The organism is Streptomyces sp. I05A-00742 (genome assembly GCF_013055795.1).
GTDB lineage: Bacteria > Actinomycetota > Actinomycetes > Streptomycetales > Streptomycetaceae > Streptomyces.
This window is the reverse complement of the sequence record NZ_JABETO010000037.1, coordinates 1-24168: the sequence shown is the minus strand read 5'-3', so window position 1 is coordinate 24168 and position 24168 is coordinate 1. Positions and strand designations below refer to the sequence as shown.

Here is a 24168-nt window from a genome sequence, read left to right as displayed (position 1 = left end):
TGGACTTATAGGAGGGGGCAACAGTGGGGCGGACTCCTCTGCGGGCGGTACTGACGGGGCGGGGCGCCGGGACCCTCGACGGGACCACGGCGGGCCGGGCGACCGGAGACGGCGCCGACGGTGAGGGCGCGAGAGGCGCGGACGGGCGGACTGATCGCGGGGGCCGCTCCGGTGCGGCGGCGCGCGCCGCCGTCCTGCTGTCGGCCGGGCTGATGCTGGTCATCGGTCTGTGGGGGCTGGACCGAGGGACGGTGTGGCGCGACGAGGGCGCCACCCTCCAGGTGGCCCGCCGGTCGCTGCCCGAGATCGTCCACATGCTCGGCACCGTCGACGCGGTGCACGGCCTGTACTACGTGCTGATGCACGCCGTCGTCGCCGTGCACGACGACGAGGTGACCCTGCGGCTGCCCTCCGTCGTGGCGGCGGCCGTCACGGCCGGTCTCGTCGCCGCGCTCGGGTGCCGCCTGGCCCGGCCCCGGGTCGGGCTGTGGGCCGGGCTGCTGTACGCGGCCACTCCGTTCGTGAGCCACCACGCCCAGGAGGCGCGGTCGTACGCCCTGGTCGCGGCGGGCGCGGCGCTGGCGACCTGGCTGCTCGTCAGGGCCGTCGAGCGGGGCTCCGCGGCCCGGTGGGCCGGTTACGGCGCCACCGTCGCGGTCACCGCCCTGTTGCACGAGTTCGCGATCCTGCTGCTCGCGGCGCACGGCCTGACGCTGCTCGCCGCCCGGGTGCCGTGGCGGACCTGGCGCGGCTGGGCGGGCGCGGCCCTCGCCGCCTGTGCTGCACTGGCCCCGCTGGTGGTCCTCTCCCGGGGGCAGAGCGAGCAGGTCTCGTGGATCCGGACGCCGGGGTACGCGGAGGCGAAGGGGCTGGTGCTCACCTTCGCGGGCTCCGGCGACCTCGTCGCCGGCGTGACCCTGACGCTGGCCGCGTTCGCCCTCGCGGCCCCCCTGCCGCGGACCGGTCCACCGGAGGTGCGACGGCTCCCGCTGAACGCGGTGGCGCTGCCGCTGGCGCTGGTCCCGCCCGTCCTCCTGTACGCCGCGTCCCAGAGCCGGCCCCTGTTCCTCGACCGCTACCTGCTGTTCAGCCTGGCGGGCGTCCCGCTGCTGGCCGCCGCCGGGCTGGAGCGGGTGCTGAGGTTCCTGCCCGGACGGCGGGCCGTGGCGGCGGCCGGGGCCTTGGCGGTGGCGGCGGGGTTCCTGTGGCAGCTCCCCCAGCAGCAGCGCGAGCGGCTGCCCGCCGGCCGGGGGGACGAGCCGGCCCGGGTGGCCGCGGCGCTGGGCCGGCAGGCGCGGCCGGGCGACGCCGTGCTGTTCCTCCCGCTCCACGAACGGCGGATAGCCCTTTTCTACCCGCGCCCCTTCACCGGACTCCGCGACCTCACCCTGAAGCGCAGCCCTGCCGCCTCCGGCACGCTCTACGGCGTGGAGGCCGGGGAGGCGGAGCTGCGCCGTCGGCTGGCCGGGCTCCCGGACGGCGGGCGGGTCTGGGTGGTGGGGGACACCACCGTCGGCAGCCGCTGGCTCCGGGGCCAACGTGCCGAGTACGCCAAGATACGGGTGCTCCGGGAGCTGTGCCGCGAGGAGTCGGCGGTGTTCGTACGCGGGGGCGCCGTCTCGCGGTACTCCTGCCGGCCGCCGGGGCGCGCTGCCGGGGGACGGGCCGCCGAGCGTCCGTCCGCCGGCGGCCCGGCCGTCGTGGGTGGGACTTCGACGGCGGCCGTACCCCGGGGGAAGGATCCCCGGCATCCGTCCGCCGCCTCGTCGCCTCTGCTGTCGGTTACTCCGTCGCCTACTTCACCGCCCCCGCCATCACGCCGCTGACGAACTGCCGTTGGAAGGCGAAGAACACCGCCAGCGGGATGATCATGGAGACGAAGGCGCCCGACGCGAGGATGTCCACGTTGTCGCCGAACTGGCGGACCTGCTGCTGGAGGGCGACGGTGATCGGGGGGTTGCCGCTGTCCGCGAAGATCAGCCCGACCAGCATGTCGTTCCACACCCAGAGGAACTGGAAGATCCCCAGGGAGGCGATCGCCGGTCCGCCCAGCGGCAGCACCACCCGGAAGAACAGCCGGAATTCGCCCGCGCCGTCCAGCCGGGCCGCCTCCAGGAGTTCGCGGGGGATCTCGGCGAAGAAGTTGCGCAGCAGGAAGACGGCGAAGGGCAGCCCGAACGCCGTGTGGAAGAGCACCACGCCCACGGTCGACTCGAAGATGCCGAGGGTGTTGAACAGCTTCGCCACCGGAATGAGGGCGACCTGCACGGGCACCACGAGAAGAGCCACGACGCCCATGAACCACCAGTCCCGGCCCGGGAATTCGAGCCAGGCGAAGGCGTAGCCCGCGAACGCCCCGACGAGGATCACCAGCGCCGTCGCGGGCACGGTGATGAAGGTGGTGGTGAGCAGCGAGTGCATCACCTTCTCGTTGTGGAACAGCGTGTCGTAGCTCGACATCGTCAGCTGCCCCGGGTGGCTGAAGACCTTCCACCAGCCGGAGGCCGCGATGTCCGACCGGTCCCGCAGCGAGGAGAGCAGCAGTCCGACCGTCGGCATCAGCCAGAACAGCCCGACCGCGACGAGGAAGAACCGCATGATCCCCCCGCCGAGGCGGGAGGTCAGGCGCGCCGGCCACGGCTGCCGGGCCCGCACGGGGGCGGGGGCGGGTGTGCCGGTGAGAGTGTCCGCAGTGGTCATCGCCGCCGCTCCTTACGCATGCGCCGGATGTTCACGATCACCACCGGCAGGACCAGCAACAGCAGAAGTACGGCGATGGCGCTGCCCAGCCCCTGGTTGACCGCCGTGCCGAAGGAGGACTGGTAGAGCTGGAGCGCCAGCACGTTGGCGTCCGGGAGGCTGGAGCCCGGCGCGATGATGTAGACGAGGTCGAAGATCTTCAGCACGTTGATCATCAGGGTGATGACGACGACGCCGAGCACGGGTGCCAGCAGCGGCACGGTGACCCGGCGGAAGACCTGCCATTCGTTCGCGCCGTCCACCCGGGCGGCCTCCAGCAGTTCGCGGGGGACGCTCGCCAGGCCCGCCGCGATGAGCACCATCGCGAACCCGGCCCACATCCAGATGTACGCGCCGATGATGGACGGGGTGACCAGCGTCGGGCCGAGCCATTCGACGCCGCGGTAGCGCTCGGCGAAGTTCCCCTCGGGGAGCCGTAGTCGGGCGCCGTCGGCCGCCTCGGGGAGGGCGAACGTCCCGTCGGCGGCGGTCGTCGCGGACGCCACCGTCCGGCCGTCGCGCACGGCCTCGACCGTGACGCCCGACAGGGCCTTCTCGCCCTTGTCGACGCGTCCCGCAGTGCCGCCGCCGCCCCGGACGAAGTCCAGCCAGACCGTGCCCGTGACCTTCCCGGGCTCGGGCCGGGCGGTTACGGCGTCCCGCGCGCCGCTCGCGTCCTCCGGCTTCACCGCCACCAGCGGCACCGCCGCCGGAGTGCCCGCCTTCAGCGTGGCCCCGGAGGTGAAGGAGCCGTCGGACGCCGCCTTCAGGTCGCCGTTCGGCCGGGGGTGCGCGCCCGGGTACGGCGCCGATTCCGCGAAGGTGTCGTGGATGCCCACCCACACGGCGTTGGCGACCCCGCGGTCCGGGTCCTGCTCGTACACCAGGCGGAAGATGATGCCCGCCGCGAGCATGGAGATCGCCATCGGCATAAAGATGATCAGCTTGAACGCGGTGCCCCAGCGCACCCGTTCGGTCAGCACGGCGAAGATCAGGCCGAGGACCGTGGCGATGCTCGGGGCGACGATCACCCAGATGATGTTGTTCTTGAGGGCGGTGCGGATCCGGTCGTCGGAGAAGACCTCGTGGTAGTTGTCCAGCCCCACGAAGCCGTTGCCCGAGGAGTCGAAGAAGCTGCGGTGGACGGACCAGCCGATCGGATAGACGACCAGCGCGCCCAGCAGGGCCAGGGCGGGCAGCAGGAACAGCGCGGCCACCCAGGGGCGGGTGCCCAGGACGTTCCGCTGCTTCCGCCCTTTCCGTGCCGGCGGCACGGTACCGGGGCCCGGTGGGACCCCTGTTGTCACGGTGCTCATGGACCGGGCCCGTCAGTTCTTGAACGCCTTGGCCGCGTCGGCCTCCAGCTTCTGCTGGGTGCCCTCCACGTCCTTCGGGTTCCGCAGGAAGTCCTGGAGGTCCTTCCACTCGCCCTGGCCCGGCTTGCCGCCGAAGGCCGCGGGCGCCTGGTCGGACATGTCGAACCGGAAGTCGTCACCGGCCGCCACCAGCGCCTTGGCGATGGTCCGCTGCACGTCGTCGGGGTAGGCGGCGGGAGCGAGGTTCTTGTTGGCCGAGATGAAACCGCCCTGCTGCGCCCAGATCTTCGCGGCGTCGGGCGAGGCCAGGAAGGTCAGCAGCGCCTGCGCGGCCGGCCCGTCCTTGAGGGCCACGCCCACGTCGCCGCCGGTCACCACCGGCGCCCGGTCGCCCACCTTGGGGAACGGGAAGACCTTGGCATCCGTACCGATCTTGGCGTTGGCGCCGGTGATGTTGGCGGCGGCGAAGTCCCCCTCGTAGACCATGGCGGCCTTCGCCTTGTCGCCGCCGGTGAACGTCTGGGTGACGGAGGTGGGGAACTGCGTCTGGAGCGCGCCGTCGTTGCCGCCCGCCAGCAGCTCCTTCTTCCCGAAGAGCTGCGCCAGCGTGGTGAGCGCGTCCTTGACGGACGGGTCCGTCCACTTGATCTTGTGGGCGGCCAGCTGGTCGTACTTCTCCGGGCCGGCCTGGGAGAGGTAGATGTTCTCGAACCAGTCGGTGAGCGTCCAGCCGTCCGCGCCGCCAACCGACACCGGGGACACGCCGTAGTCGGCTATGGCCTGGGCCGTCTTCAGCATCTCCGGCCAGGAGGCCGGCTCCTTGACGCCGGCGGCTTCGAAGACCTTGGTGTTGTACCAGACCAGCGACTTGTTGCTGGTCTTGAAGTAGACGCCGTACGGCTTGCCTTCGTGGGAGCCGAGGTCCTGCCAGCCCTTGGCGAAGTTCTTCCGCAGCTCCGCCGTGGCCTCGGCGGCGAGCGGCTTGATCCAGCCCTTCTGGGCGAACTCGCGCAGCACGCCCGGCTGTTGCAGCATCGCGACGTCCGGCGGGTCGCCGCCCGCCACCTTCGAACCGACGAACGCCGACATGTCGTCGCCGCTGGGGACGAACGACACCTCGGCGCCGGTGCGCTTGGCGAACTCGTCCAGGACCTTGGTGAAGTTGGCCTGCTCGGCGCCGGTCCAGACGGCGGTCACCTTGATCTTCTGGCCGTTGAGCTTGGGGAGCTTGACGGTGTTCGGTATGACGTCCGAGGAACCCGATGCGGAGGCGTTCGGTGTGCCGTCGGACTTCCCCCCGTCGTCATCCCCGCCGCAGGCCGTCGCCGACAGGGCCAGAGCCCCCGAGGCCAGTACCGCCAGCGCGCCGCGCGCCGCACGGTTCCTCCACAACGTTGTACGCATTGCCGTCCCTTTCCGTGCCCGGTCGTAGCGGACGGCCGCTCCGTACGTCGTCTCCCGTACGACCGCACTCCCGTGCGACAGTCCTACGCTGCCACGGAGGTGCCCGCAATAGCGGTCCCGGTGTCAACTCCCTGATCGTGACCGGGATGTGATGTCGCACCGGGAGTGAGCGGGAAAGATCGGGAGCTGTGGGGCAACAGGGCGCGGAAGGTGTCGTTGACGTCGTAATTCGCCGTTGGTCCCGGTGAGTTGCCCGTGGCTCCGGAGGTCCCGGCGGCACCCCCGCGCGCTGTGCGCGGACGGTGCCGCCGCGATCACAGCAGGGGCGGCGCCGGCTGCGCGCCCGCCGACTGGGCGGCCCGCTGCAGGGCGCTGGCGAGCAGCGCCAGATCCGTCGGGCCGTTGCCCAGCTCGCGCACCGGCCGGCGGGCCGGCGGGTCGCCCATGCGCTGCCAGTCCAGTGGGACGACGGTCGGGCGGAGCGTCGCCGTCCGCGGGATGCGGCCGGTGACGCGGCCCGCCTGGAACGGGGTGGCCGCCTCGTCGCCGGCGCGGTGCAGCCGGCCCCGGCCGGGGGCCGGCCCGTTCGCGCCGCCGTCCCCCGGGGCGCCCGCCTCGCCCGGTGCGATCTCCAACTGCACGCGCAGCGTGGCCCGTTCGGCGGCCTCCGTGCCGTCCGTGCGGTCCGGGCGGCCGGACGCGGCGACCAGGTGCACGCCGAGCCGGTCGCCGTCCCGGGCGACGGCCTCCAGCGCCCGGACCACCGAACCGGCGGCCGGCCGGCCGGTGCTGCCCAGCGCCGGGGCGACCAGGGCGTCGTAGTCGTCGACCAGGACGACGAGCCGGGGCAGCGCGGTCTCCGCGGTGCGGGAGGGACCGTCGTGACGCGGGGCGCGCAGCCTGAGAGTGCCCGTGGGGGGCGAGTCGAGTTCCCCGGACGACGGGTCCGCGGACCGCCGCGGGGGCACCGCCTGCGCCGGGGGCGGCGCGTGCCGTTCGTGCCAGGCGGTGAAGCCGAGCGTGCCGAGCAGCTCGGCGCGGCGTTTCAGCTCGGCGCCGAGGGCCTGCGCGAACTCCCGCATTCGGACCGGGTCGGAGGCCGCGAGATAGGTCGACACGTGGGGCAGATCGGTGCACACGCGCAGGCCCTCGCCGCGCTCGGCCGCCGCGCCGTCCACCAGGACGAGCGAGAGCCGGTCGGGGCGGTCGTCCGCCGCGAGCGAGGCGGCCAGCGAGCGCAGCAGCTCCGTCCTGCCGCTCCCCGGGCCGCCCTCCACCAGCAGGTGCGGCCCGTCCGTCGCGAGGTCGACGGTGAGCGGGCCGTGCGGGCCCGCGCCGAGGACGGCGACGGCGCGGCCGCCCGGGCGGCTGCCCGGATCGGTCGCCGAGGCCCAGCGCGCGGTCAGTGAGGCGGGAGTGGCCCGGGCGAGGCCCAGTTCGTCCAGCAGCCGCGCGGTGCGGGGCAGGGCGGCGACCCGCGCCGACCGGCCCGTGCCGTCGGCGGCGTCCGCCACCCGCAGCGGCGCGAGCGCCCGCGCGAACCGCTCGGCCCAGGCCCCGGACACCGCGTCGACGGCCGCCACGACCGTGCTCCCGGGCGGCGGGGGCGCGGCCCCGCCACCGGCCGCCGCCCGTTCGATGACCTGGACCACCGTGGCCACGTCACCGCTGAGCAGCGCCACCGCCCCGCAGTGCGGGAACGCGGGCGAGGCGGCACCGGCGGTCGCCAGCGCCGCGGAGACCGGGGAACTCGCGGTCGTCGACGGGGCCTCCGCGAGGCACACGAGGTGGATGCCCGCGGCGGCGCCGCGGGCCGCCAGCCGGGCGACGGTCTCGCGCAGCGCGGGGGTGCCCGGGTCGCCGTCCACGACCACCACCGTGTACGGGCCGGGGTGGCGTCCGGCCGCCGCCGCGACCTCCTCGGGGGGTGCCGTCGGCCAGCCGGGGCCGAGCGGCCCGTCGTCCAGACGGCGGACCAGCTCGGCGGTGCGCGCCGCCGCCTGCTCGCGGTCGTAGGCGACCAGCAGCCGGCAGTCCTGGCCGTGCGTCGGCCGGAGGTGCGGGAGCCAGCCGAACCAGGCCCACTCCGCCTGCCGTTCCTCCGCGGGGCGCGCCGGGTCGGCGGCGATCAGGACGTACTCCAGCACCGACGGCGAGTGCAGGGCCGCGAGGTGCGCGAGGACGGACCGGGCCAGCCCCGCCAGCCGCGCCCGGGGCCCGGCCAGGCCGAGCGAACCGGCCTGTCGCAGGCCGACGGTCACGGGGACGGCGGGCAGCAGGGTGCCGCCGTCGGCGGCGGGGGAGTAGCGGTCGGCCGTGCCCAGGCGGACGGTGAGCAGGTCCGCGTGGTCCGGCCCGCGCTCCCACAGGCGTGGCCCGGGGCCGAGCGCGGTCAGCAGCACGGCGGCCGGGTCCGGCCAGCGCTCCCGCAGGGCGGCGGAAGTCCCGGCCGTGCCCCGCTCCTCCCGCACCCCGGAGCCGGTGGCCGCGGGGCGGGCGTCCGCCTCGGCGGGCTGCGGCTGCCGGTCGCCCCGGCCGCCTCCGGTGAGACGGCGGGCCCAGGCCGCTATGCCGCGGTTGCGGGGGCGTTTGCCCGACGGGGGAGCGGGCGCCGTGTCGGGCGGCGTGCTCTCGTCGGGGGTGGCGGGGCCGTGGTGGTCGGAGGGCGTGCATCCCGCTGCCGCGGGGGTGCCGTCGGCGTCGGGCGTCGCGTCGGGGGACGGTGCCGAGACGTGCTCCCGGTCCCTGCGGTTCCCGCGGAGGCGGCCCGTCCCGGTGGCCGTGGAGGTGTCGGCCGACCGCGCGGGGCGGTCGGCGGCCGTGCCGGAGGGGGTCTCCTCCGAAGGGGAGGCGGGCGTCCGCGACTCGATCCCCTGCCTGCCGACAGGTGTCGAGCGAGGGGTGTCGTCACCCTCCGGGAGGGGATTCACCCGGGCGGACAGGACCGGTTGACGGCCGTCCGCCCCGTACGTGGCGGGACGGGCCGGACCGGCGGAGTCGGCCGCGTCCGCCGGTCCGGCGGTGCCGGGCGCGGTGGAACGGCGGTGCGTCTCCGTCGGCGACGGGGTCCGGGGGTGCGCCGGTCCCGCTCCCCGCTCGTCGTCCGGCGCGCCCGCCGGGGCGTTCCGCGGGTCCTGGAGCCGGGCGCTGCCGGACGCCCACGAAGGCCGCGCGGCTCCCGCCGGATCCGGTGCCCCGGGGGCGGTGTCGCGGTGCTCCGTGGCGGGCTGCTGGGGGACGTGCGGGGTCATCGCCTGTCCGGCCGGGACGGACAGTCCCGCGGTCCGGGGGCCGTCCACCGTGCGTGTGAGACGGGCCGTGCCGGCTCCGGCCGCACCCGCGCCCCTGCCGCCCTCCGCGCGCTGCCCGGCCCCGCCGTGCCCGGGCTCCTCCGGGGCCGCGCCGAAGGCCGACGGGTGTGCCGGGTCGTCGGAGGTCCGGGTGTTGTTCTGTACGGGGCTTCCGTGGCCCGAGTCGTCCCTGCGGCCCGGCCGGAGGTGTTCCCCGGCGTTCGTCGCGGGTGTGCCGGCGGTCCGGGAGGCGCCGTGGACGGCCCCTGGGTGTCGGCCGTCCCGCGCCTGCCCCGGAAGGCCGGTGCCGGGCCGGCGGCGTTCTCCGTCGTCCGCCGGGGCGCCGCCGGTGGGCCAGGGGCCGCCGTCAGCCGTTTCCGCGGTCGCTGTGTGCCCCGGCCCTGCCTGCCCCGGAACGTTCGTACCGGTGCGGTGGGAATCTCCGTGGCCCGGCGCGGCGTTGCCGGGTGTCCGGTGCCCAAGCGCTGTCTGTTCAGGGCCGCTTGTTCCGGCGCGGAGGTGGCCTCCGCCGTTCGCCGCCGCGGTGTCGCGGGCGGGGGCCGGAGTTGCTACGTGCTCCCGGCCGGGGGTGCCGCCGGACATTCCGGGGAACTGCCCGCGCGGGGGTTCCCCACCGGCGCCGCGGCCGAGGCCCGGGGCGCCGCCGGGTGTCCGGGAGCGCTGCCCCGGGGCGGTCGGCTCCTGGGCGTTCGGGCCGGGAGGGAACGGGGACGCGTCGTTCGTCGGCGCGTCGACCGGGGGACGGGAGGCGGTGGGAGCCGTCGCCCGGTCGTGTCCGCCCGGCTGCTGCGGAACGTTCGCCCTGTGCCGGACGCGGTCGCCGTCCGTTGCCGCGTCGCTGAACGGAGTCGCAGCCCCTTCCGGCACGGAGCCGCCGCCGGACTGCGGGAAGACTCCCTGTCTGTGGTCGGCCGTGGCCTGAACGCCCGCAGCGTCCCAGGCCGTTGCCGGCTCCGCCTCGGAGGCGCCACCGGGGACCCGGGTGCTCCAGGAGGAACCGCCCTGCTGGCCCTGCCCCGGGGCGCCGGTCCCACCGGCCCCGGCCCGGAACCCGCGTGCGTGCGTACCGTCGCCGGAGGCCTGAACGCCCGTTCCCCGCGCGGGCAGGGAGGCGCCCCGGCCGGGGGCGCCGGCCGGATCCGGGTCGGCGGGGCGGGAGGGGCGCGCGGCCGACGGTGCGTGGGGAACGCCGGTGTCGCGACCGCCCCCGGCCGCCCCCGTCGTACGGGACGTGCCTGCGGCCTGCGGGCGCTCGGTCGGCACGGCGGATTCCCGGCCGTCGGATCCCGTCGCCCTGGAGGCATGCCCTGGTGCCGGGGCGGCTCCCGCCGTCCGGCTGTCGTGAAGGGTGCTGTCCCGCCCGGGGGTTCGGCGCGGTTCGGCCGCGGTGCTCTCGGTCCGTTGTCGGGCCTCGGGGTGTCCCGGTGCCGGGGCTGCCGTCCGGGCGCCCGGGAGTGAGCTGTCCGGCCAGGGGGTTCGGTTCGGTTCGGCTGCGGTGGTCCCGGCGCGTTGTCCTGTGTCGGAACGTCCCGGTGGCGGGGTGGCTCCTGCCGTCCGGGCGTCGTGAAGCGTGCTGTTCTGCCCGGGGACTTGACGTGGTTCGGCGCCGGTGTTCCCGGCGCGGTGTCCGGCCTCGGGGTGTCCCGGTGCCGGGGCTGCCGTCCGGGCGCCCGGAAGCGCACCGTCCGGCCCGGAAGCCCGACGCGGCCCGGCCGCGGTGTTCTCGGCCCATTGCCCTGCGTCGGCACGCCCCCGTGCCGGGGCGGCTCCCGCCGACTGGTCCGCGTGAAGCGCGCTGTCCGGCCCGGGGGCTCGACGCGGCTGGGCTCCGGTGTTCCCGGCGCGCTGTCCTGCGTCGGCACGCCCCGGTGCCGGGGCGCCTCCCGCCGTCCGGGCGTCGTAAAGTTCGCCGTCCGGCCCGGGCGTTCGACGTGGCTCGGCCGCGGTGGTCCCGGCCCATTGCCCGGCCTCGGCACGCCCCGGCGGCGCTTCCGCCGCCCGGGCGCCCGGAATTGCGCTGTCTGGCTCGGGGGCTCGACGCGGCGCGGCGGTGTCGGTCCTGGCCCATTGCGCGGCCTCGGAATGCCCCGATGCCGCTTCCGCCGTCCGGGCGCCCGGAAGCGCACCGTCCGGCCCGGAAGTCCGACGCGGCCCGGCCGCGGTGTTCTCGGCCCATTGCCCGGCCTCGGAACGCCTCGATGCGGCCCCCGCCGCCCGGGCGCCCGGAAGCCCACCGCTCGGCCCGGGAGCCCGACGCGGTTCGGCCGCGACAGCCCCTGCCTGTCGGGCGGCGTCGGAACGCCCGGGGGCGTCGGCCTCCGGTCCGGCGGGCAGCGCGTCCCGTGAGGCCCCGGAGCCCGCCCCCTGCGGGCCCGGAATGTTCGCCCGCGCGGTGGACGGGGTGCCGGGCCGGTGTGCCCGGGGCGTCACCCGAAGGTGTCCCTCGCCGTCGGGCGAGGTGGGGAGGAGGGAGGAGCCGGGCTCTTGACGGCCGTGCGCCGCGTCGGCGTCGGCGATGTCCGGCGGACCTCCCGCGTCCGGCCGGGCTCCGGCCCCGTCGGGCCCGTGCAGTTCGAGCGTCGATTCCCCCGCGCGCAGCAGCGAGCCGGGGCGGAACGGCACCGGCCGACCGTCGACCGGTGTGGCGTCCAGGGTGGTGCCGTTGGTGGAACCGAGGTCGTGGAGGGTCACGCGGCCGTCGTCGCCGAGGGTGACCGCGCAGTGGAGGCGGGAGACGTCGGGGTCGTCCACCGGGATGTCGGCGGCGGAGGAGCGGCCGACGCGGACCTCGCCGCCGTGCAGCAGGTGGACCCCGCCCGCGTCGGGGCCGGAGACCACGTGCAGCCGGGCGGTCGTCTCCGCCAGGCGTGCCAGGGGCGCGGCGGAGTGCTGGTCGGGATCGGCCGGGGCGCCGAGCGAGAGCACGGCGCCGTCGATCAATGGGGGTTCGCCCAGCGCACAGCGCTGGGCGTCCAGCCGCTCGGTGCCCGCGTAGACGACGACGGCCCCGGTACCGAGGTCGGAGCCGGCCGCGGCCAGGGCGGCGGCCAGCCCGCTCGTCACACCGGCGAGGGCGGTGCCCACCGGAGCGGTCACCAGAACGTCGCAGGCGTGCGCGGCGTGGCCGCCGAGCGGTGGCCCGAGGACGGTCAGCCGGATCTGCATCGACGTCCACAGTCCCTTCCTGCCCCTGGTGCGCGACAGGGGCAGGACGTCCCCCACCGGCCGCACGGGCACTTCGGCACGTACAGGTCACCACGGAGCGCGGGGCCTCGGCTCCGCCCCCACCGCACCGTGCTGCGAGCATCCTCGCACCTGCCACCGACAGCGCGCCCGGCGACAGCCGTTTCGTGATCTTGGAAGTCCGGCCGCCCGCACACTGTGGTGGGGAAAACGATCGATCGTGCACGAGGAGCGATCGGGCCTCCGGGGATTTCTCCGCGATTCCTTCCGGTGGGTAACCGCTGTTCGGGCCTTTTTGTCCGTTTATTTATCCATGGTGATCGTCCCGCCCAGGCCCCCGCCGCCCGCCCCGGCCCCGGCCCCGAACTCCGGGTACTCCGGAATCCCCGCAGCACCCCGTGGCAACCAACGGTCCGGAACACGCGTCTTTCCCCTGTGCCCCACGGATTCGTCACGACGACGGTGCGTGGGACGGCACTACAGTGGGCCGGAGGGCCGGGCCCGGGAGACCGGGAGCCCAGGAGGACCGGCGAGAAGAAGCGAGAAGCGACATGAGGCGGTCCGCCACCCGGCCCGCCCCACGACCGCGGACCACGGGTCCGGATCACACGACCAGGGAGCGCATGACGTGCGGCCGGTAGGCAGCAAATACCTGCTCGAAGAGCCGCTCGGACGCGGAGCGACGGGCACCGTCTGGCGGGCAAGCCAGCGGGAGGCGGCGGGTGCCGAGGCGGCCGTGGCCGGGCAGCCCGGCGAGACCGTCGCCATCAAGGTGCTCAAGGAGGAGCTGGCCAACGACGCGGACGTCGTGATGCGCTTCCTGCGTGAGCGCTCCGTCCTGCTGCGGCTCACCCACCCGAACATCGTCCGTACCCGTGACCTCGTCGTCGAGGGCGATCTGCTGGCCCTGGTGATGGACCTGGTCGACGGCCCGGACCTGCACCGCTACCTGCGGGAGAACGGCCCGTTCACCCCGGTCGCGGCGGCCCTGCTGACCGCCCAGATCGCCGACGCGCTGGCGGCCAGCCACGCCGACGGCATCGTGCACCGCGACCTCAAGCCCGCCAACGTCCTCCTGAAGGACGAGGACGGCCGGATGCACCCGATGCTGACGGACTTCGGTATCGCGCGCCTCGCGGACTCGCCCGGCCTGACCCGCACCCACGAGTTCGTCGGCACGCCCGCGTACGTCGCGCCGGAGTCCGCCGAGGGCCGCCCGCAGACCTCCGCCGTCGATATCTACGGCGCCGGAATCCTGCTGTACGAGCTGGTCACCGGCCGTCCGCCGTTCGCCGGGGCGACCGCCCTGGAGGTGCTGCACCAGCACCTCAGCGCCGAACCGCGCCGCCCCACCACCGTCCCCGAACCCCTGTGGACGGTCATCGAGCGCTGCCTGCGCAAGCGCCCCGAGGAGCGGCCGAGCGCCGAGAACCTGGCCCGCGCCCTGCGCGTGGTCGCGGCCGGCGTCGGCGTGCACGCCACCCCCGCCCAGGCCGAGGCGGCGCTCGGCGTCGCCGCCCTGCTCGCCCCCGACCCGGAGCCCGCCCCGGTGCCCGGTACGGGCCTGGCGGGCCAGACCGGCGCCGGTTTCGGTGACGCGGACCCCACCCAGGTCCTGCCCCCCACCGTGAACCCGTCGGCAGGACACGGAGCGGGCGCCTACGACCCGAACGCGGCGACCAGCCTGCTGCCCAGCACCCCGCCCGGCCCCGACGCGGGCCCGACGCAGGTCATGCCCACCGGCTCCGCCCCCGGCCCGGACGGGACCCGGGTCATGCCCACCGGCCCCGGCGGCTACGGCGGGGCGGACCCGACGCGCGCGATGCCGCCCGTCGGCCCCGACGAGCCGCCGCAGGCCGACGGCCCGCACCCGTGGCAGACGCAGCTGCGCGCGGCCCGCGACCGGAACGACCAGACCCAGGTCCAGTACCTGGACCCGAGCGAGGACCCGCTGCGCAGGCGCCCCACGCGGCGTCAGGCCTCGCAGCAGCAGTACCCCCAACAGCAGCAGCAGGGCTACCCGCAGCAGCAGCCGTATCCACAGCAGGGCTACCCCCAGCAGCCCCAGCAGTACGGCGCTCCCCAGGGGCAGCAGCCGCAGCCTTACCAGCAGCCGCAGCAGCAGTACCCACCGCAGCAGCCGCCCCAGCAGCAGTACGCGCCCCAGCGGTCCGGCCGCCGTCGCCCCGAGCCGCGCCAGCAGCAGGCGGCACCCCCGCAGCCGCAGCAGCCACAGCAGCCGCAGGCACCGGAGCCCGCGCCCCGCCGCGAGCCCCGTCAGCCCCGGCAGCGCAGCGCCAACCCCATGCGCATCCCCGGCCTCGGCTGCCTCAAGGGCTGTCTGCTGGTGATCGTCATCCTGGTCATCGGCTCCTGGGCCGTGTGGGAGTTCACCCCGCTCAAGGACTGGGTCTCCGACGGCAGGAACTTCTGGGACGCCGCCTGGGACTGGGTCACCAAGGCGAAGGACTGGGTCTCCGGCCTGGCGTCCAAGAACTGACGGGCTGACGGGGGACAGCCGGGAACGGCGGCCGCCCGGCCACCCGTAGGGTGGCTTGTGCCGCGGAAGTGAGGACCGGAACCGGCCGATGCCCCTAGCATCCCCTCAGCCGCGTAGGTTGTCCGGTGACGGCCTGTCGGATGTCGGAGGAGTCGGGGAACAGTCTTGGCACGGAAGATCGGCAGCCGGTACACCGCCCACCAGGTCCTCGGCCGGGGCAGCGCCGGAACGGTGTGGCTCGGCGAAGGGCCCGAGGGCCCGGTCGCCATCAAGCTCCTGCGCGAGGACCTCGCGTCCGACCAGGAGCTCGTCGGCCGGTTCGTCCAGGAGCGCGCGGCCCTCCTCGGCCTCGACCACCCGCATGTGGTCGGCGTCCGCGACCTCGTCGTGGACGGCGCCGACCTCGCCCTGGTCATGGACCTGGTCCGGGGCACGGACCTGCGCACCCGGCTCGACCACGAGCGCCGGCTGGCCCCCGAGGCGGCCGTCGCCGTCGTCGCGGACGTCGCCGACGCCCTGGCCGCCGCGCACAAGGCGGGGATCGTCCACCGCGACGTCAAACCGGAGAACGTCCTCCTCGACATGCAGGGCCCGCTCGGCCCCGGCGGCGCCCACCCCGCGCTGCTGACGGACTTCGGCATCGCCCGCCTCGTCGACGCCCCGCGCCCCGCCCGGGACCGGCAGCCCGGGACCGGCGGCGGCCGCGCGGCGGGACAGCGCAGCGTCATCGGCACGCCCGACTACCTCGCGCCCGAGATCATCGAAGGGCTGCCGCCGCGCGCGTCCGTCGACGTGTACGCGCTGGCCACCGTCCTCTACGAGCTGCTCGCCGGCTTCACGCCGTTCGGCGGCGGCCACCCCGGGGCCGTCCTGCGGCGGCACGTCACCGAGACGGTGGCACCGCTGCCCGGCATCCCCGACGAGCTGTGGCAGCTGGTCGTCCAGTGCCTGGCCAAGGCCCCCGCCTCCCGGCTGCGCGCCTCCGAGCTGGCCTCCCGGCTGCGCGAGCTGCTGCCCGGCCTGGCCGGACTGCCGCCGCTCGACATCGACGAGCCGGGTGACGAGCACGACGGGCCCGGCGAGCCGTCCGCCGAGGACGCGGGGGCGCCCGGGGCGGCGTACGACGCGTCGGGCGCGCCGTCCGGCACGGCGCCCGGGACGCGCCGCCGGGGCGCGGTCCCGCTGGTGCCGACCCCCGCCTTCGACTCCACCCGGGACACCCACACCAGCATGCGGGTGCCCGGCCCCGAGGAACTGGCCGGCGGGGCGCACGGCACGGCCCGCGCCCCCCGCGCGGTGGGCGAACCCCGGGCCGGATCCGCCCGGCACCGCACCCCGGCCGAGGCCCTGCGGCGGCGCCGGATCAAGCTGGGCGCGGCGGCGGTGGCCCTGGCAGCGGCGGCGGGCGTGGGCGGCTGGCTGGCCACGGCCGATCACGACTCGGGCGACGCGAAGCCGGGCGTGCACCGGACGGACGCGCCGCAGGGCCAGCTCCCGTAGACCGCGGGGCCGGCTCCCGTAGACCGCGGGGTGGGCTCCCGTAGGGGTCTCCCCGGAGGACACCCCCGGTCCCGTCACAGCGTCCCCCGCCGCCCCGCGCACCGGTTAGGCTGGTTGCGTGGCAGTCGTTGATGTATCCGAAGAGCTCAAGTCCCTCTCCTCCACCATGGGGTCGATCGAGGCCGTTCTGGACCTCGACAGGATGAGGGCCGACATCGCCGTGCTCGAGGAGCAGGCGGCGGCCCCGTCGCTGTGGGACGACCCGGAGGCGGCGCAGAAGATCACCAGCCAGCTGTCGCACCTCCAGGCCGAACTGCGCAAGACCGAGACGCTGCGCGGCCGCATCGACGACCTCGGGGTGCTCTTCGAGCTCGCCGAGACCGAGGACGACGCCGACGCCCTCGCCGAGGCGCAGGCCGAGCTCGACTCCGTGCGCAAGGCGCTGGACGAGATGGAGGTCCGCACCCTCCTCTCCGGCGAGTACGACGCCCGTGAGGCGCTCGTCAACATCCGGGCCGAGGCCGGCGGCGTGGACGCCTCCGACTTCGCCGAGCGGCTCCAGCGGATGTATCTGCGCTGGGCCGAGCGCCACGGCTACAAGACCGAGATCTACGAGACCTCGTACGCCGAAGAGGCGGGCATCAAGTCCACCACCTTCGCCGTCCAGGCGCCCTACGCCTACGGCACCCTCTCCGTCGAGCAGGGCACGCACCGGCTGGTGCGCATCTCGCCCTTCGACAACCAGGGCCGCCGCCAGACGTCCTTCGCGGGCGTCGAGGTGCTGCCCGTCGTCGAGCAGACCGACCACGTCGAGATCGACGAGTCCGACCTCCGCGTCGACGTCTACCGCTCCTCCGGCCCCGGCGGCCAGGGCGTCAACACCACCGACTCGGCGGTGCGCCTGACGCACATCCCGACCGGCATCGTCGTCTCCTGCCAGAACGAGCGCTCGCAGATCCAGAACAAGGCGACCGCGATGAACGTCCTCCAGGCCAAGCTGCTGGAGCGGCGCCGCCAGGAGGAGCAGGCCAAGATGGACGCCCTCAAGGGCGACGGCGGCAACTCCTGGGGCAACCAGATGCGTTCGTACGTCCTGCACCCCTACCAGATGGTCAAGGACCTGCGGACGGAGTTCGAGGTCGGCAACCCGCAGTCCGTCCTCGACGGTGACATCGACGGCTTCCTGGAGGCCGGCATCCGCTGGCGCAAGCAGCAGGAGAAGTAACAAGAAGAAGTGGGACCAACCACGGCGGATTCGGGCATACGGCCCGGATCCGCCTTGACGCTGCCCCGAAAACTCGCAAGGGTGACGAGCGGCATGCGTATCACTGGGGTGCGTGTGGTGGGGGGCGTGATCCGGCCGTCAAGGCCACGGCTGTTGTACGCCGGTCCCCGGGTGCCACGTCCCTGTGCATAGCTGCTCCACTGACGACCAGCTACTGGGGGTAGCAGGCATATGACGAAAAGAACGCGGCTGCGCGTGGCGCGCATCACCGCGGGTGCGGTGATCGCCGCCGGTGCTTCGCTGACCGCCGCGGGTGCGGCGTCGGCCGCCGGTGTGGACGTCCCGCTGGGCGGACTGTCGAAGACGACGAAGTCCGTGGCCGTCCCTGACGACCCGGGCGGTCCGAACACTCCGCCGCCGACCACCATTCCGCAGCCGACGACGGACCCGCAGCCGCCTACGACGGATCCGAAGCCGCCGACCACGGATCCGAAGCCGCCCACGACCGATCCGAAGCCTCCGACGACGGACCCGAAGCCCCGGACCACGGACCCCAAGCCGCCGACCACGGATCCGAAGCCGCCGACGACGGACCCGAAGCCGCCGACCACGGACCCCAAGCCGCCGACGACGGATCCGAAGCCGCCCACGACGGACCCCAAGCCGCCGACCACGGATCCGAAGCCGCCGACGACGGACCCGAAGCCGCCCACGACGGATCCGAAGCCTCCGACCACGGACCCCAAGCCGCCGACCACGGATCCGAAGCCGCCCACGACGGATCCGAAGCCTCCGACCACGGACCCCAAGCCGCCGACCACGGATCCGAAGCCGCCCACCACGCCCACGACCCCCGGGTCGACCACGCCGCCCTCGACCGGCAGCGGCGGCACCGACGGTGACAAGGCGTGCCCGGTGGACACCGGCAGCGGCAACTGCAACACCGGCGCGGACGGCGCGGCCGTCAAGCCCGTGCAGCAGGCCAAGCCGAAGGAGGAGCTGGCGCAGACCGGTGCGGGTCAGACCGGGTTCCTGGTGGCCGGCGCCGCGACGATGATCGCGGGAGGTATCGGCTTCCGGCTGCTGCCGCGGGCGATCAACCGCAACACCGTCGCCTGACCCTCGGTGAACGGGTGACCGCCGCGCGTCACACCCGTACGTGAAGAGGCCCGGGGCGCCATCGCACCCCGGGCCTCCACGTCTGTTCCCCGTCCGTCCGGACCACCGGACCGGAATCCACCCGTGACCGTGCGCTCACGCGGCGAAGCTGCGGGCGACGACGGCCACCGCGATCAGCGCCACCAGCAGCGCGACGAGCGTCGCCGGGGTCAGCCCGGCGAAGGCGCCCTCCTGCTGCTGGAGCCGCTCCCGGCTCGCCCGGCACACCGGGCACCGTCCCTCGCTGACCGGAGCTGCACAGTTGGCGCACACCAGTCGGTCGCATGTCATGCGAATTCCTCCTCCGGTACGTCCAACGCGAGAGAGAGCCGTGCGGTTCCCCCTACCACTGTGCCAGCTTTCCCGCCCTTCGGCGCGGCCGGTGTCCCGGACCGGCCCCGAACGGTACCCGGGGTTGCCCCCGTGGCCCGATTGTCCTGATTTTGTCCGCCCGGCCGCCGGCGACAAACGCGTCGACACAGGATGCCGACTGCGCGTACACGGGTCGTTCGCGTATGGTCACGCTCACCGACGGGCGCCACGGCCGTGGCGTTCCGTGCCGCTCTCCAGGTCGCACGTGGTGCACTCGTGATTCGATTCGACAACGTCTCCAAGTCCTACCCGAAGCAGAACCGCCCGGCGCTCCGCGACGTCTCGCTGGAGATCGAGAAGGGCGAGTTCGTCTTCCTGGTCGGTTCCTCGGGCTCGGGCAAGTCCACCTTCCTCAGACTGCTGCTGCGCGAGGAGCGGGCCAGCCACGGCCAGGTGCATGTGCTGGGCAAGGACCTCGCCCGGCTCTCCAACTGGAAAGTGCCCCAGATGCGCCGCCAGTTGGGCACGGTCTTCCAGGATTTCCGGCTGCTGCCGAGCAAGACGGTCGCCGAGAACGTGGCCTTCGCCCTGGAGGTCATCGGCAAGCCGCGCGGCGAGATCCGCAAGGCCGTCCCGCAGGTCCTGGAGCTGGTCGGGCTCGGCGGCAAGGAGGGCCGGATGCCCGGCGAGCTCTCCGGCGGCGAGCAGCAGCGGGTGGCCATCGCCCGCGCGTTCGTCAACCGGCCGATGCTGCTGATCGCCGACGAGCCGACGGGCAACCTCGACCCGCAGACCTCCGTCGGCATCATGAAGCTGCTCGACCGGATCAACCGGACCGGCACGACCGTCATCATGGCCACCCACGACCAGCAGATCGTGGACCAGATGCGCAAGCGCGTCATCGAGCTCGACCAGGGCCGTCTCGTGCGCGACCAGTCGCGCGGCGTCTACGGCTATCAGCACTGAAAGGCAGTGAAAGGACGCCATGCGCGCCCAGTTCGTTCTGTCGGAGATCGGCGTCGGTCTCCGTCGCAACCTCACGATGACCTTCGCGGTCATCGTGTCGGTCGCCCTCTCGCTCGCCCTGTTCGGCGGTTCGCTGCTGATGAACGAACAGGTCAACTCGATGAAGGGCTACTGGTACGACAAGGCCAACGTCTCGATCTACCTCTGCAACAAGACCGACAAGGCGAACTTCCCGTCCTGCGCCAAGGGTGCGGTCACCGATGAGCAGAAGAAGCAGATCAAGGCCGATCTGGAGAAGATGCCGATCGTCCAGAACATCCAGTTCGAGACGACGGACGAGGCCTACAAGCACTACAAGGAGCAGTTCGGCAACCAGCCGCTGGCCACCGTGGTGACGGCCGACCAGATGCAGGAGTCCTTCCGCGTCAAGCTCAAGGACCCCACCAAGTACGAGGTCATCTCCAGCGCGTTCCAGAAGCGTCCCGGCGTGCAGACCGTGGAGGACCAGAAGGACACCCTCAAGAGTCTCTTCAACCTCCTGAAGTACATGAACTGGGGCGCCCTGGGCGTGATGTTCCTCATGCTCGTCGTGGCGCTGCTGCTGATCGTCAACACGGTCCGGGTCTCCGCGTTCAGCCGCCGCCGGGAGACCGGGATCATGCGGCTCGTCGGGGCGTCCAGCTTCTACATCCAGGTGCCGTTCATCATGGAGGCGGCCGTCGCCGGGCTGCTGGGGGGCATGCTCGCCTGCGTCCTGCTGGTCTCCGGCCAGCAGTTCCTGGTCAACGACCTGCTCGCCACCCACATCGACGTCATCCAGTTCATCGGCTGGAGCGCGGTGCTGACCAAGCTGCCGCTCGTCCTGGCGACCGGTCTGCTGATGCCGGCGCTGGCGGCCTTCGCGGCGCTGTGGAAGTACCTCAAGGTGTAGGGCCGGGGCAGGGTCCCACGGCGTCGCCCCATGGTGCCGCCGGGCCGTCAACTTCCCGTACGGTGCCCGGCGGTGTCCTAGACTCTCGCGCATGCCCGGCCCGTCGATGTTCGTACCGCACCGCCGCCGCCGGCGCGGCGCGGCCCTGACGCTGGTCTTCGCCGGGGTGCTGGCGACCGGCGCGGCCACCGGCTCCTGGGAGGCCGACGCCCGCGGCGGCCCGCTGCCGGGGGCGGCCCGCGCCGCGCACACCGCCGGGCGGACCGCCGCCGCGAAGACCGACGACCGGCCGTCCGCGAGCACCACCCGCTCCGGGGACCGCTGGGGCGGGGTGTACAGCGCCCGCGAGTACGAGGGCTTCCAGCGGGCCCTGCACGGCGAGTACATCGGCGTCGGGCTGTCCGTCCGGCGCGCCGCCGACGGGCGGATGGAGGTCGAGGGCGTCGAACGGGACAGCCCCGCGGCCCGGGCCGGGATCGCCCCCGGCGACCGGCTGCGCTCGGTGGACGGCACGGAGGTGACCGGACGGCCGGTCACCGACGTCGTCGCCCGGCTGCGCGGCGAGACCTCCGGGACCGGTACGGCCGTCCGCCTCGGCCTGGCGCGGGACGGCGGGCAGGAGTGGGAGCGGACGCTCCGCCGGGAGCGGCTGCGCACCCGGAGCGTCGTCGCGGACCGCTTCCGGGACGGGTCCGCCGCCGGCACCCGGATCAAGGTGGAGTCGTTCACCCGCGGCACCGGGCGGCAGGTCCGGGCCGCCGTGCGGGGCACCGGGCCCCGCGAGGGCGTCCTCCTCGACCTGCGCGGCAACTCCGGCGGCCTGGTCACCGAGGCCGTCACCAGCGCCTCGGCCTTCCTCGACGGCGGCCTCGTCGCCACCTACGACGTGCACGGCCGGCAGCGGGTCCTGGAGGCCCGTCCGGGCGGTGACGTGAGACGGCCGCTCGTCGTCCTCGTCGACGGCGGCACCATGAGCGCCGGCGAGCTGCTGGCCGGCGCCCTCCAGGACCGCGGCCGCGCCGTCGTCGTCGGCTCCAGGACCTTTGGCAAGGGCTCGGTGCAGATGCCCCGGCCGCTGCCCGACGGCTCGGTCGCCGAGCTGACCGTGGGCCACTGGCGCACCCCCTCGGGGCGCACCGTCGACGGCCGCGGCATCACGCCCGACCTCGTCGTGCACGGGGACGCCGAGCCCCGGGCCCGCTCAGTATTGGGTGGCCTCGGCCCGGGGGCGTAGTGCGAGAATGACGGCACTATGGGAAAGCAGCCTAAGCAGCCCAAGGAACCCGGGCGCAAGCTTGTCGCGCAGAACAAGAAGGCGCGGCACGACTATCACATCATCACCACGTACGAGTGCGGCATGGTGCTGACCGGCACCGAGGTCAAGTCGCTGCGCCAGGGCCGGTCCTCGCTGGTGGACGGCTTTGTGCAGATCGACGGCGGCGAGGCGTGGCTGCACAACGTCCACATCCCCGAGTACACCCAGGGCACGTGGACGAACCACAGCGCGCGCCGCAAGCGCAAGCTGCTGCTGCACCGGGCCGAGATCGACAAGCTGTCGTCGAAGGCGGACGAGACCGGGCACACCATCGTGCCGCTGGCGCTGTACTTCAAGGAAGGCCGCGCCAAGGTCGAGATCGCCCTGGCCAGGGGCAAGAAGGAGTACGACAAGCGGCAGACCCTGCGCGAGAAGCAGGACCGCCGGGAGTCCGACCGCGCGATCTCCGCGGCGCGCAGGCGTCAGCGCGCCCAGGCCGCCCGGTAGCTCCCCCGGGGGACCACCGGGTAATCCGCTGGCACGGCTCCTCGTCGGTCACGTACGATGGGCAGCGCACCCCACCGCGGGTCGCACTTTGAAAAAACAACATGGGGATGATCGGTTTCGACAGCGGATGTCGAAGCAGGGGAAGCGAGCCGAGGAAGCGGCAATGATCTCGTAAACCATATGTCGCAACCAATAATCGCCAACACCAAGCGCGATTCCTTCGCCCTCGCTGCCTAAGTAGCGACTTGCGAAGTGTCAGCCCGGGGCTGTTCCCGACCCGGATCCTGGCATCAGCTAGGGAACTAAACCACCGGTCCCGGCCACGGGGGCCGGTGGGAAACCAAACAGTGGCTGGGCCCGTCGGAGACTTGTCCGTGTGATCTCCGGGGCCGAGAAAATCGCAGCGGACTGCGCTCGGAGAAGCCCTGTTTCCGCACCGTTGGACGCGGGTTCGATTCCCGCCATCTCCACGGGCGGACGGGCGGACCGTGCTCGCAGACAGCGCGAGCACGGTCCCGCCCGTCGCATTTACGGGGGCGTGACCCCCGTACCCCCTCATCCCATGTGAGGCAAAGGCCCCACCGCCCCAGGCGGTGGGGCCTTTGTCGTTCCCAAGTGGTTCGATGGCGGGAACGCGCGCAACCGGAGGGCCCCGCGGGCCCTCTTCCAGAGAACAGAGGGGGGTGGCGCCATGAAGGGAATCGTCCGAGCGGCCGCCACGATCGTGGCCGGTGCGGGTGCGGTGCTGTTCATGGGGGGCGCCGGTGCCTCGGCCGCCGACGGCCCGGTGCCGCCGGTGCACGTGCTGGTCAACGGCGCCTTCGAGAACCGGCCGGGGGAACTGGTCGACATCGATGTGCAGGGCGTCCGCCCGGGCGCCGCGGTGACCGCCCACTCGCCGGTCTTCCCCCGGGCCGTGCGCCTGGCGCCGTACGGCGGCCGGTCGGCGGACGCCGGGCACGGCCACCACGCGCGGCCGGCGGTCGCCATGACGGCCCGGCCGGGCGCGTACCCGCTGACCGTCCGGGTCGGCGGCCGGACGGTGGCCCGGGACCTGGTGCGGGTGCGGCCGCAGAAGCGGCCGTCGTTCCAGGTGACCGACGGGGGAGGGGTGTTGCGGCCGGGGGAGCGGGTCGGCGTCTGGTACGACGACCTGTACCCGGGGGAGCGGGGCGGCTCCTTCACGGCGCGTTCACCGGTCTTCGCGGCGCCCGTGCGGCTGGTCCACGACCCGAAGGGCAGCCACTGGAACAACCCCCGGATGTTCGGCGCCTCCGTGACGCTCCCGCTCGGCGCCAAGGACGGGACGTACAAGGTCACGCTCACCGGCCCGCGGGGCCGGGCGCTCCACGAGACGCGGCTGGAGGTGCGGTCGGCCCGGCCCGGTGACGGCGACTACCTGGGCCGGGCGCACGGGCCCGCGTTCTTCACGGTGCCCGGCCGCCCCGAGCTGGCCCGGACGGACGGGCACCGGGTGGGCGCCGGCGGGACCGTCAACGTGCTGTGGCGGGACGCGTCCCCCGACCCCGGCGAGGACGGTCGGCTGACGGCGACCTCGCCCGCCTTCGAGACGCCGGTCCGGCTCCGCCGCGACGAGAGCAGGGCCGGGGACGGGGACAGCCCCCGCTACTACGGCCCCGCGCGCATCCGCCGGGCGCTGGGACCCGGCGCGTACCCGGTGACGGTCGTCAGCCACCACGGCCGGGTGCGCAGGACCGGGCACCTGCTGGTCACCCATGCCGCCGCGGCGTCGCGGGCCGCAGTCCGGGCCGACGTGCCCCCGGCGGGCGGCGGGGGCGGCGGGTCGGGCGGGGACGGTGTCCCGGTGGCCGCGCTCGCCGGTGCCGGCGGGGGCGCGGCG

Annotated in this window: 14 protein-coding genes, 1 other RNA gene and 2 pseudogenes; 11 read left to right on the top strand and 6 right to left on the bottom strand. The window is 74.3% G+C overall.

Translation table 11 applies throughout. The features are described from left to right. The first annotated feature begins 23 nt into the window (after positions 1–23). The gene (locus HN013_RS26295) at positions 24–1826 is read left to right on the top strand and encodes a glycosyltransferase family 39 protein (RefSeq protein WP_171170443.1); all 1803 of its coding nucleotides are present in this window, start codon (positions 24–26) and stop codon (positions 1824–1826) included. On the opposite strand, the gene HN013_RS26290 is transcribed toward HN013_RS26295, so the two are convergent. The 5 genes and pseudogenes from HN013_RS26290 to HN013_RS34005 form a co-directional block, all read right to left on the bottom strand. Beyond that, positions 1795–2700, bottom strand: a complete 906-nt coding sequence (locus HN013_RS26290) for a carbohydrate ABC transporter permease (protein ID WP_171170441.1) — start codon at positions 2698–2700, stop codon at positions 1795–1797. The genes HN013_RS26295 and HN013_RS26290 overlap by 32 nt on opposite strands. After that, positions 2697–4055 (bottom strand): carbohydrate ABC transporter permease, encoded by a 1359-nt coding sequence (locus HN013_RS26285; protein ID WP_171170440.1) that lies wholly within the window; start codon positions 4053–4055, stop codon positions 2697–2699. Before HN013_RS26285 ends, HN013_RS26290 begins: the two co-directional genes overlap by 4 nt. A gap of 12 nt (positions 4056–4067) precedes the next feature. Beyond that, on the bottom strand, positions 4068–5459 hold the full coding sequence (locus HN013_RS26280) for an ABC transporter substrate-binding protein (RefSeq protein ID WP_171170438.1): 1392 nt from the start codon (positions 5457–5459) through the stop codon (positions 4068–4070). Positions 5460–5773: 314 nt separating this feature from the next. Continuing rightward, a pseudogene (locus HN013_RS34010) lies at positions 5774–7531 on the bottom strand (FtsK/SpoIIIE domain-containing protein); the annotation flags it as partial. 3819 nt (positions 7532–11350) lie between these two features. Continuing rightward, positions 11351–11935: pseudogene (locus tag HN013_RS34005) on the bottom strand (FHA domain-containing protein); the annotation flags it as partial. A 646-nt stretch (positions 11936–12581) separates the two neighbouring features. Between HN013_RS34005 and HN013_RS26265 the strand changes: the two are divergent. The 4 genes from HN013_RS26265 (at position 12582) to HN013_RS26250 (ending at position 18297) form a co-directional block, all read left to right on the top strand. Next, the gene (locus HN013_RS26265; RefSeq protein ID WP_171170436.1) at positions 12582–14453 is read left to right on the top strand and encodes a serine/threonine-protein kinase; all 1872 of its coding nucleotides are present in this window, start codon (positions 12582–12584) and stop codon (positions 14451–14453) included. Positions 14454–14618: 165 nt separating this feature from the next. Then, positions 14619–15953: a serine/threonine-protein kinase gene (locus tag HN013_RS26260; protein ID WP_171170434.1), complete on the top strand. Its 1335-nt coding sequence runs from the start codon at positions 14619–14621 to the stop codon at positions 15951–15953. A 118-nt stretch (positions 15954–16071) separates the two neighbouring features. Further along, positions 16072–17178, top strand: a complete 1107-nt coding sequence (prfB, locus tag HN013_RS26255) for a peptide chain release factor 2 (protein WP_171170432.1) — start codon at positions 16072–16074, stop codon at positions 17176–17178. A 231-nt stretch (positions 17179–17409) separates the two neighbouring features. Continuing rightward, entirely contained in the window at positions 17410–18297 is an 888-nt protein-coding gene (locus tag HN013_RS26250; RefSeq protein WP_171170430.1) for a hypothetical protein, read from the top strand. A gap of 135 nt (positions 18298–18432) precedes the next feature. Here the strand turns inward: HN013_RS26250 and HN013_RS26245 are convergent, their stop codons facing one another. Continuing rightward, a complete protein-coding gene (locus HN013_RS26245; protein ID WP_171170428.1) occupies positions 18433–18627 on the bottom strand; it encodes a hypothetical protein in 195 nt (64 codons plus the stop codon). 297 nt (positions 18628–18924) lie between these two features. Between HN013_RS26245 and ftsE the strand changes: the two genes are divergently transcribed. The 6 genes from ftsE to HN013_RS26215 form a co-directional block, all read left to right on the top strand. Next, positions 18925–19614: a cell division ATP-binding protein FtsE gene (ftsE, locus tag HN013_RS26240; RefSeq protein WP_171170425.1), complete on the top strand. Its 690-nt coding sequence runs from the start codon at positions 18925–18927 to the stop codon at positions 19612–19614. Positions 19615–19633: 19 nt separating this feature from the next. Continuing rightward, positions 19634–20545: a permease-like cell division protein FtsX gene (gene ftsX / locus HN013_RS26235; RefSeq protein ID WP_171170423.1), complete on the top strand. Its 912-nt coding sequence runs from the start codon at positions 19634–19636 to the stop codon at positions 20543–20545. A gap of 91 nt (positions 20546–20636) precedes the next feature. Further along, on the top strand, positions 20637–21779 hold the full coding sequence (locus tag HN013_RS26230) for a S41 family peptidase (RefSeq protein WP_171170421.1): 1143 nt from the start codon (positions 20637–20639) through the stop codon (positions 21777–21779). 18 nt (positions 21780–21797) lie between these two features. After that, the gene (gene smpB / locus HN013_RS26225) at positions 21798–22307 is read left to right on the top strand and encodes an SsrA-binding protein SmpB (RefSeq protein WP_171170420.1); all 510 of its coding nucleotides are present in this window, start codon (positions 21798–21800) and stop codon (positions 22305–22307) included. A gap of 103 nt (positions 22308–22410) precedes the next feature. Continuing rightward, positions 22411–22780, top strand: a transfer-messenger RNA (tmRNA) gene (ssrA, locus tag HN013_RS26220). 218 nt (positions 22781–22998) lie between these two features. Beyond that, the coding region (locus HN013_RS26215) for a hypothetical protein (RefSeq protein ID WP_171170413.1) at positions 22999–24168 on the top strand (1170 nt) is incomplete at its 3' end.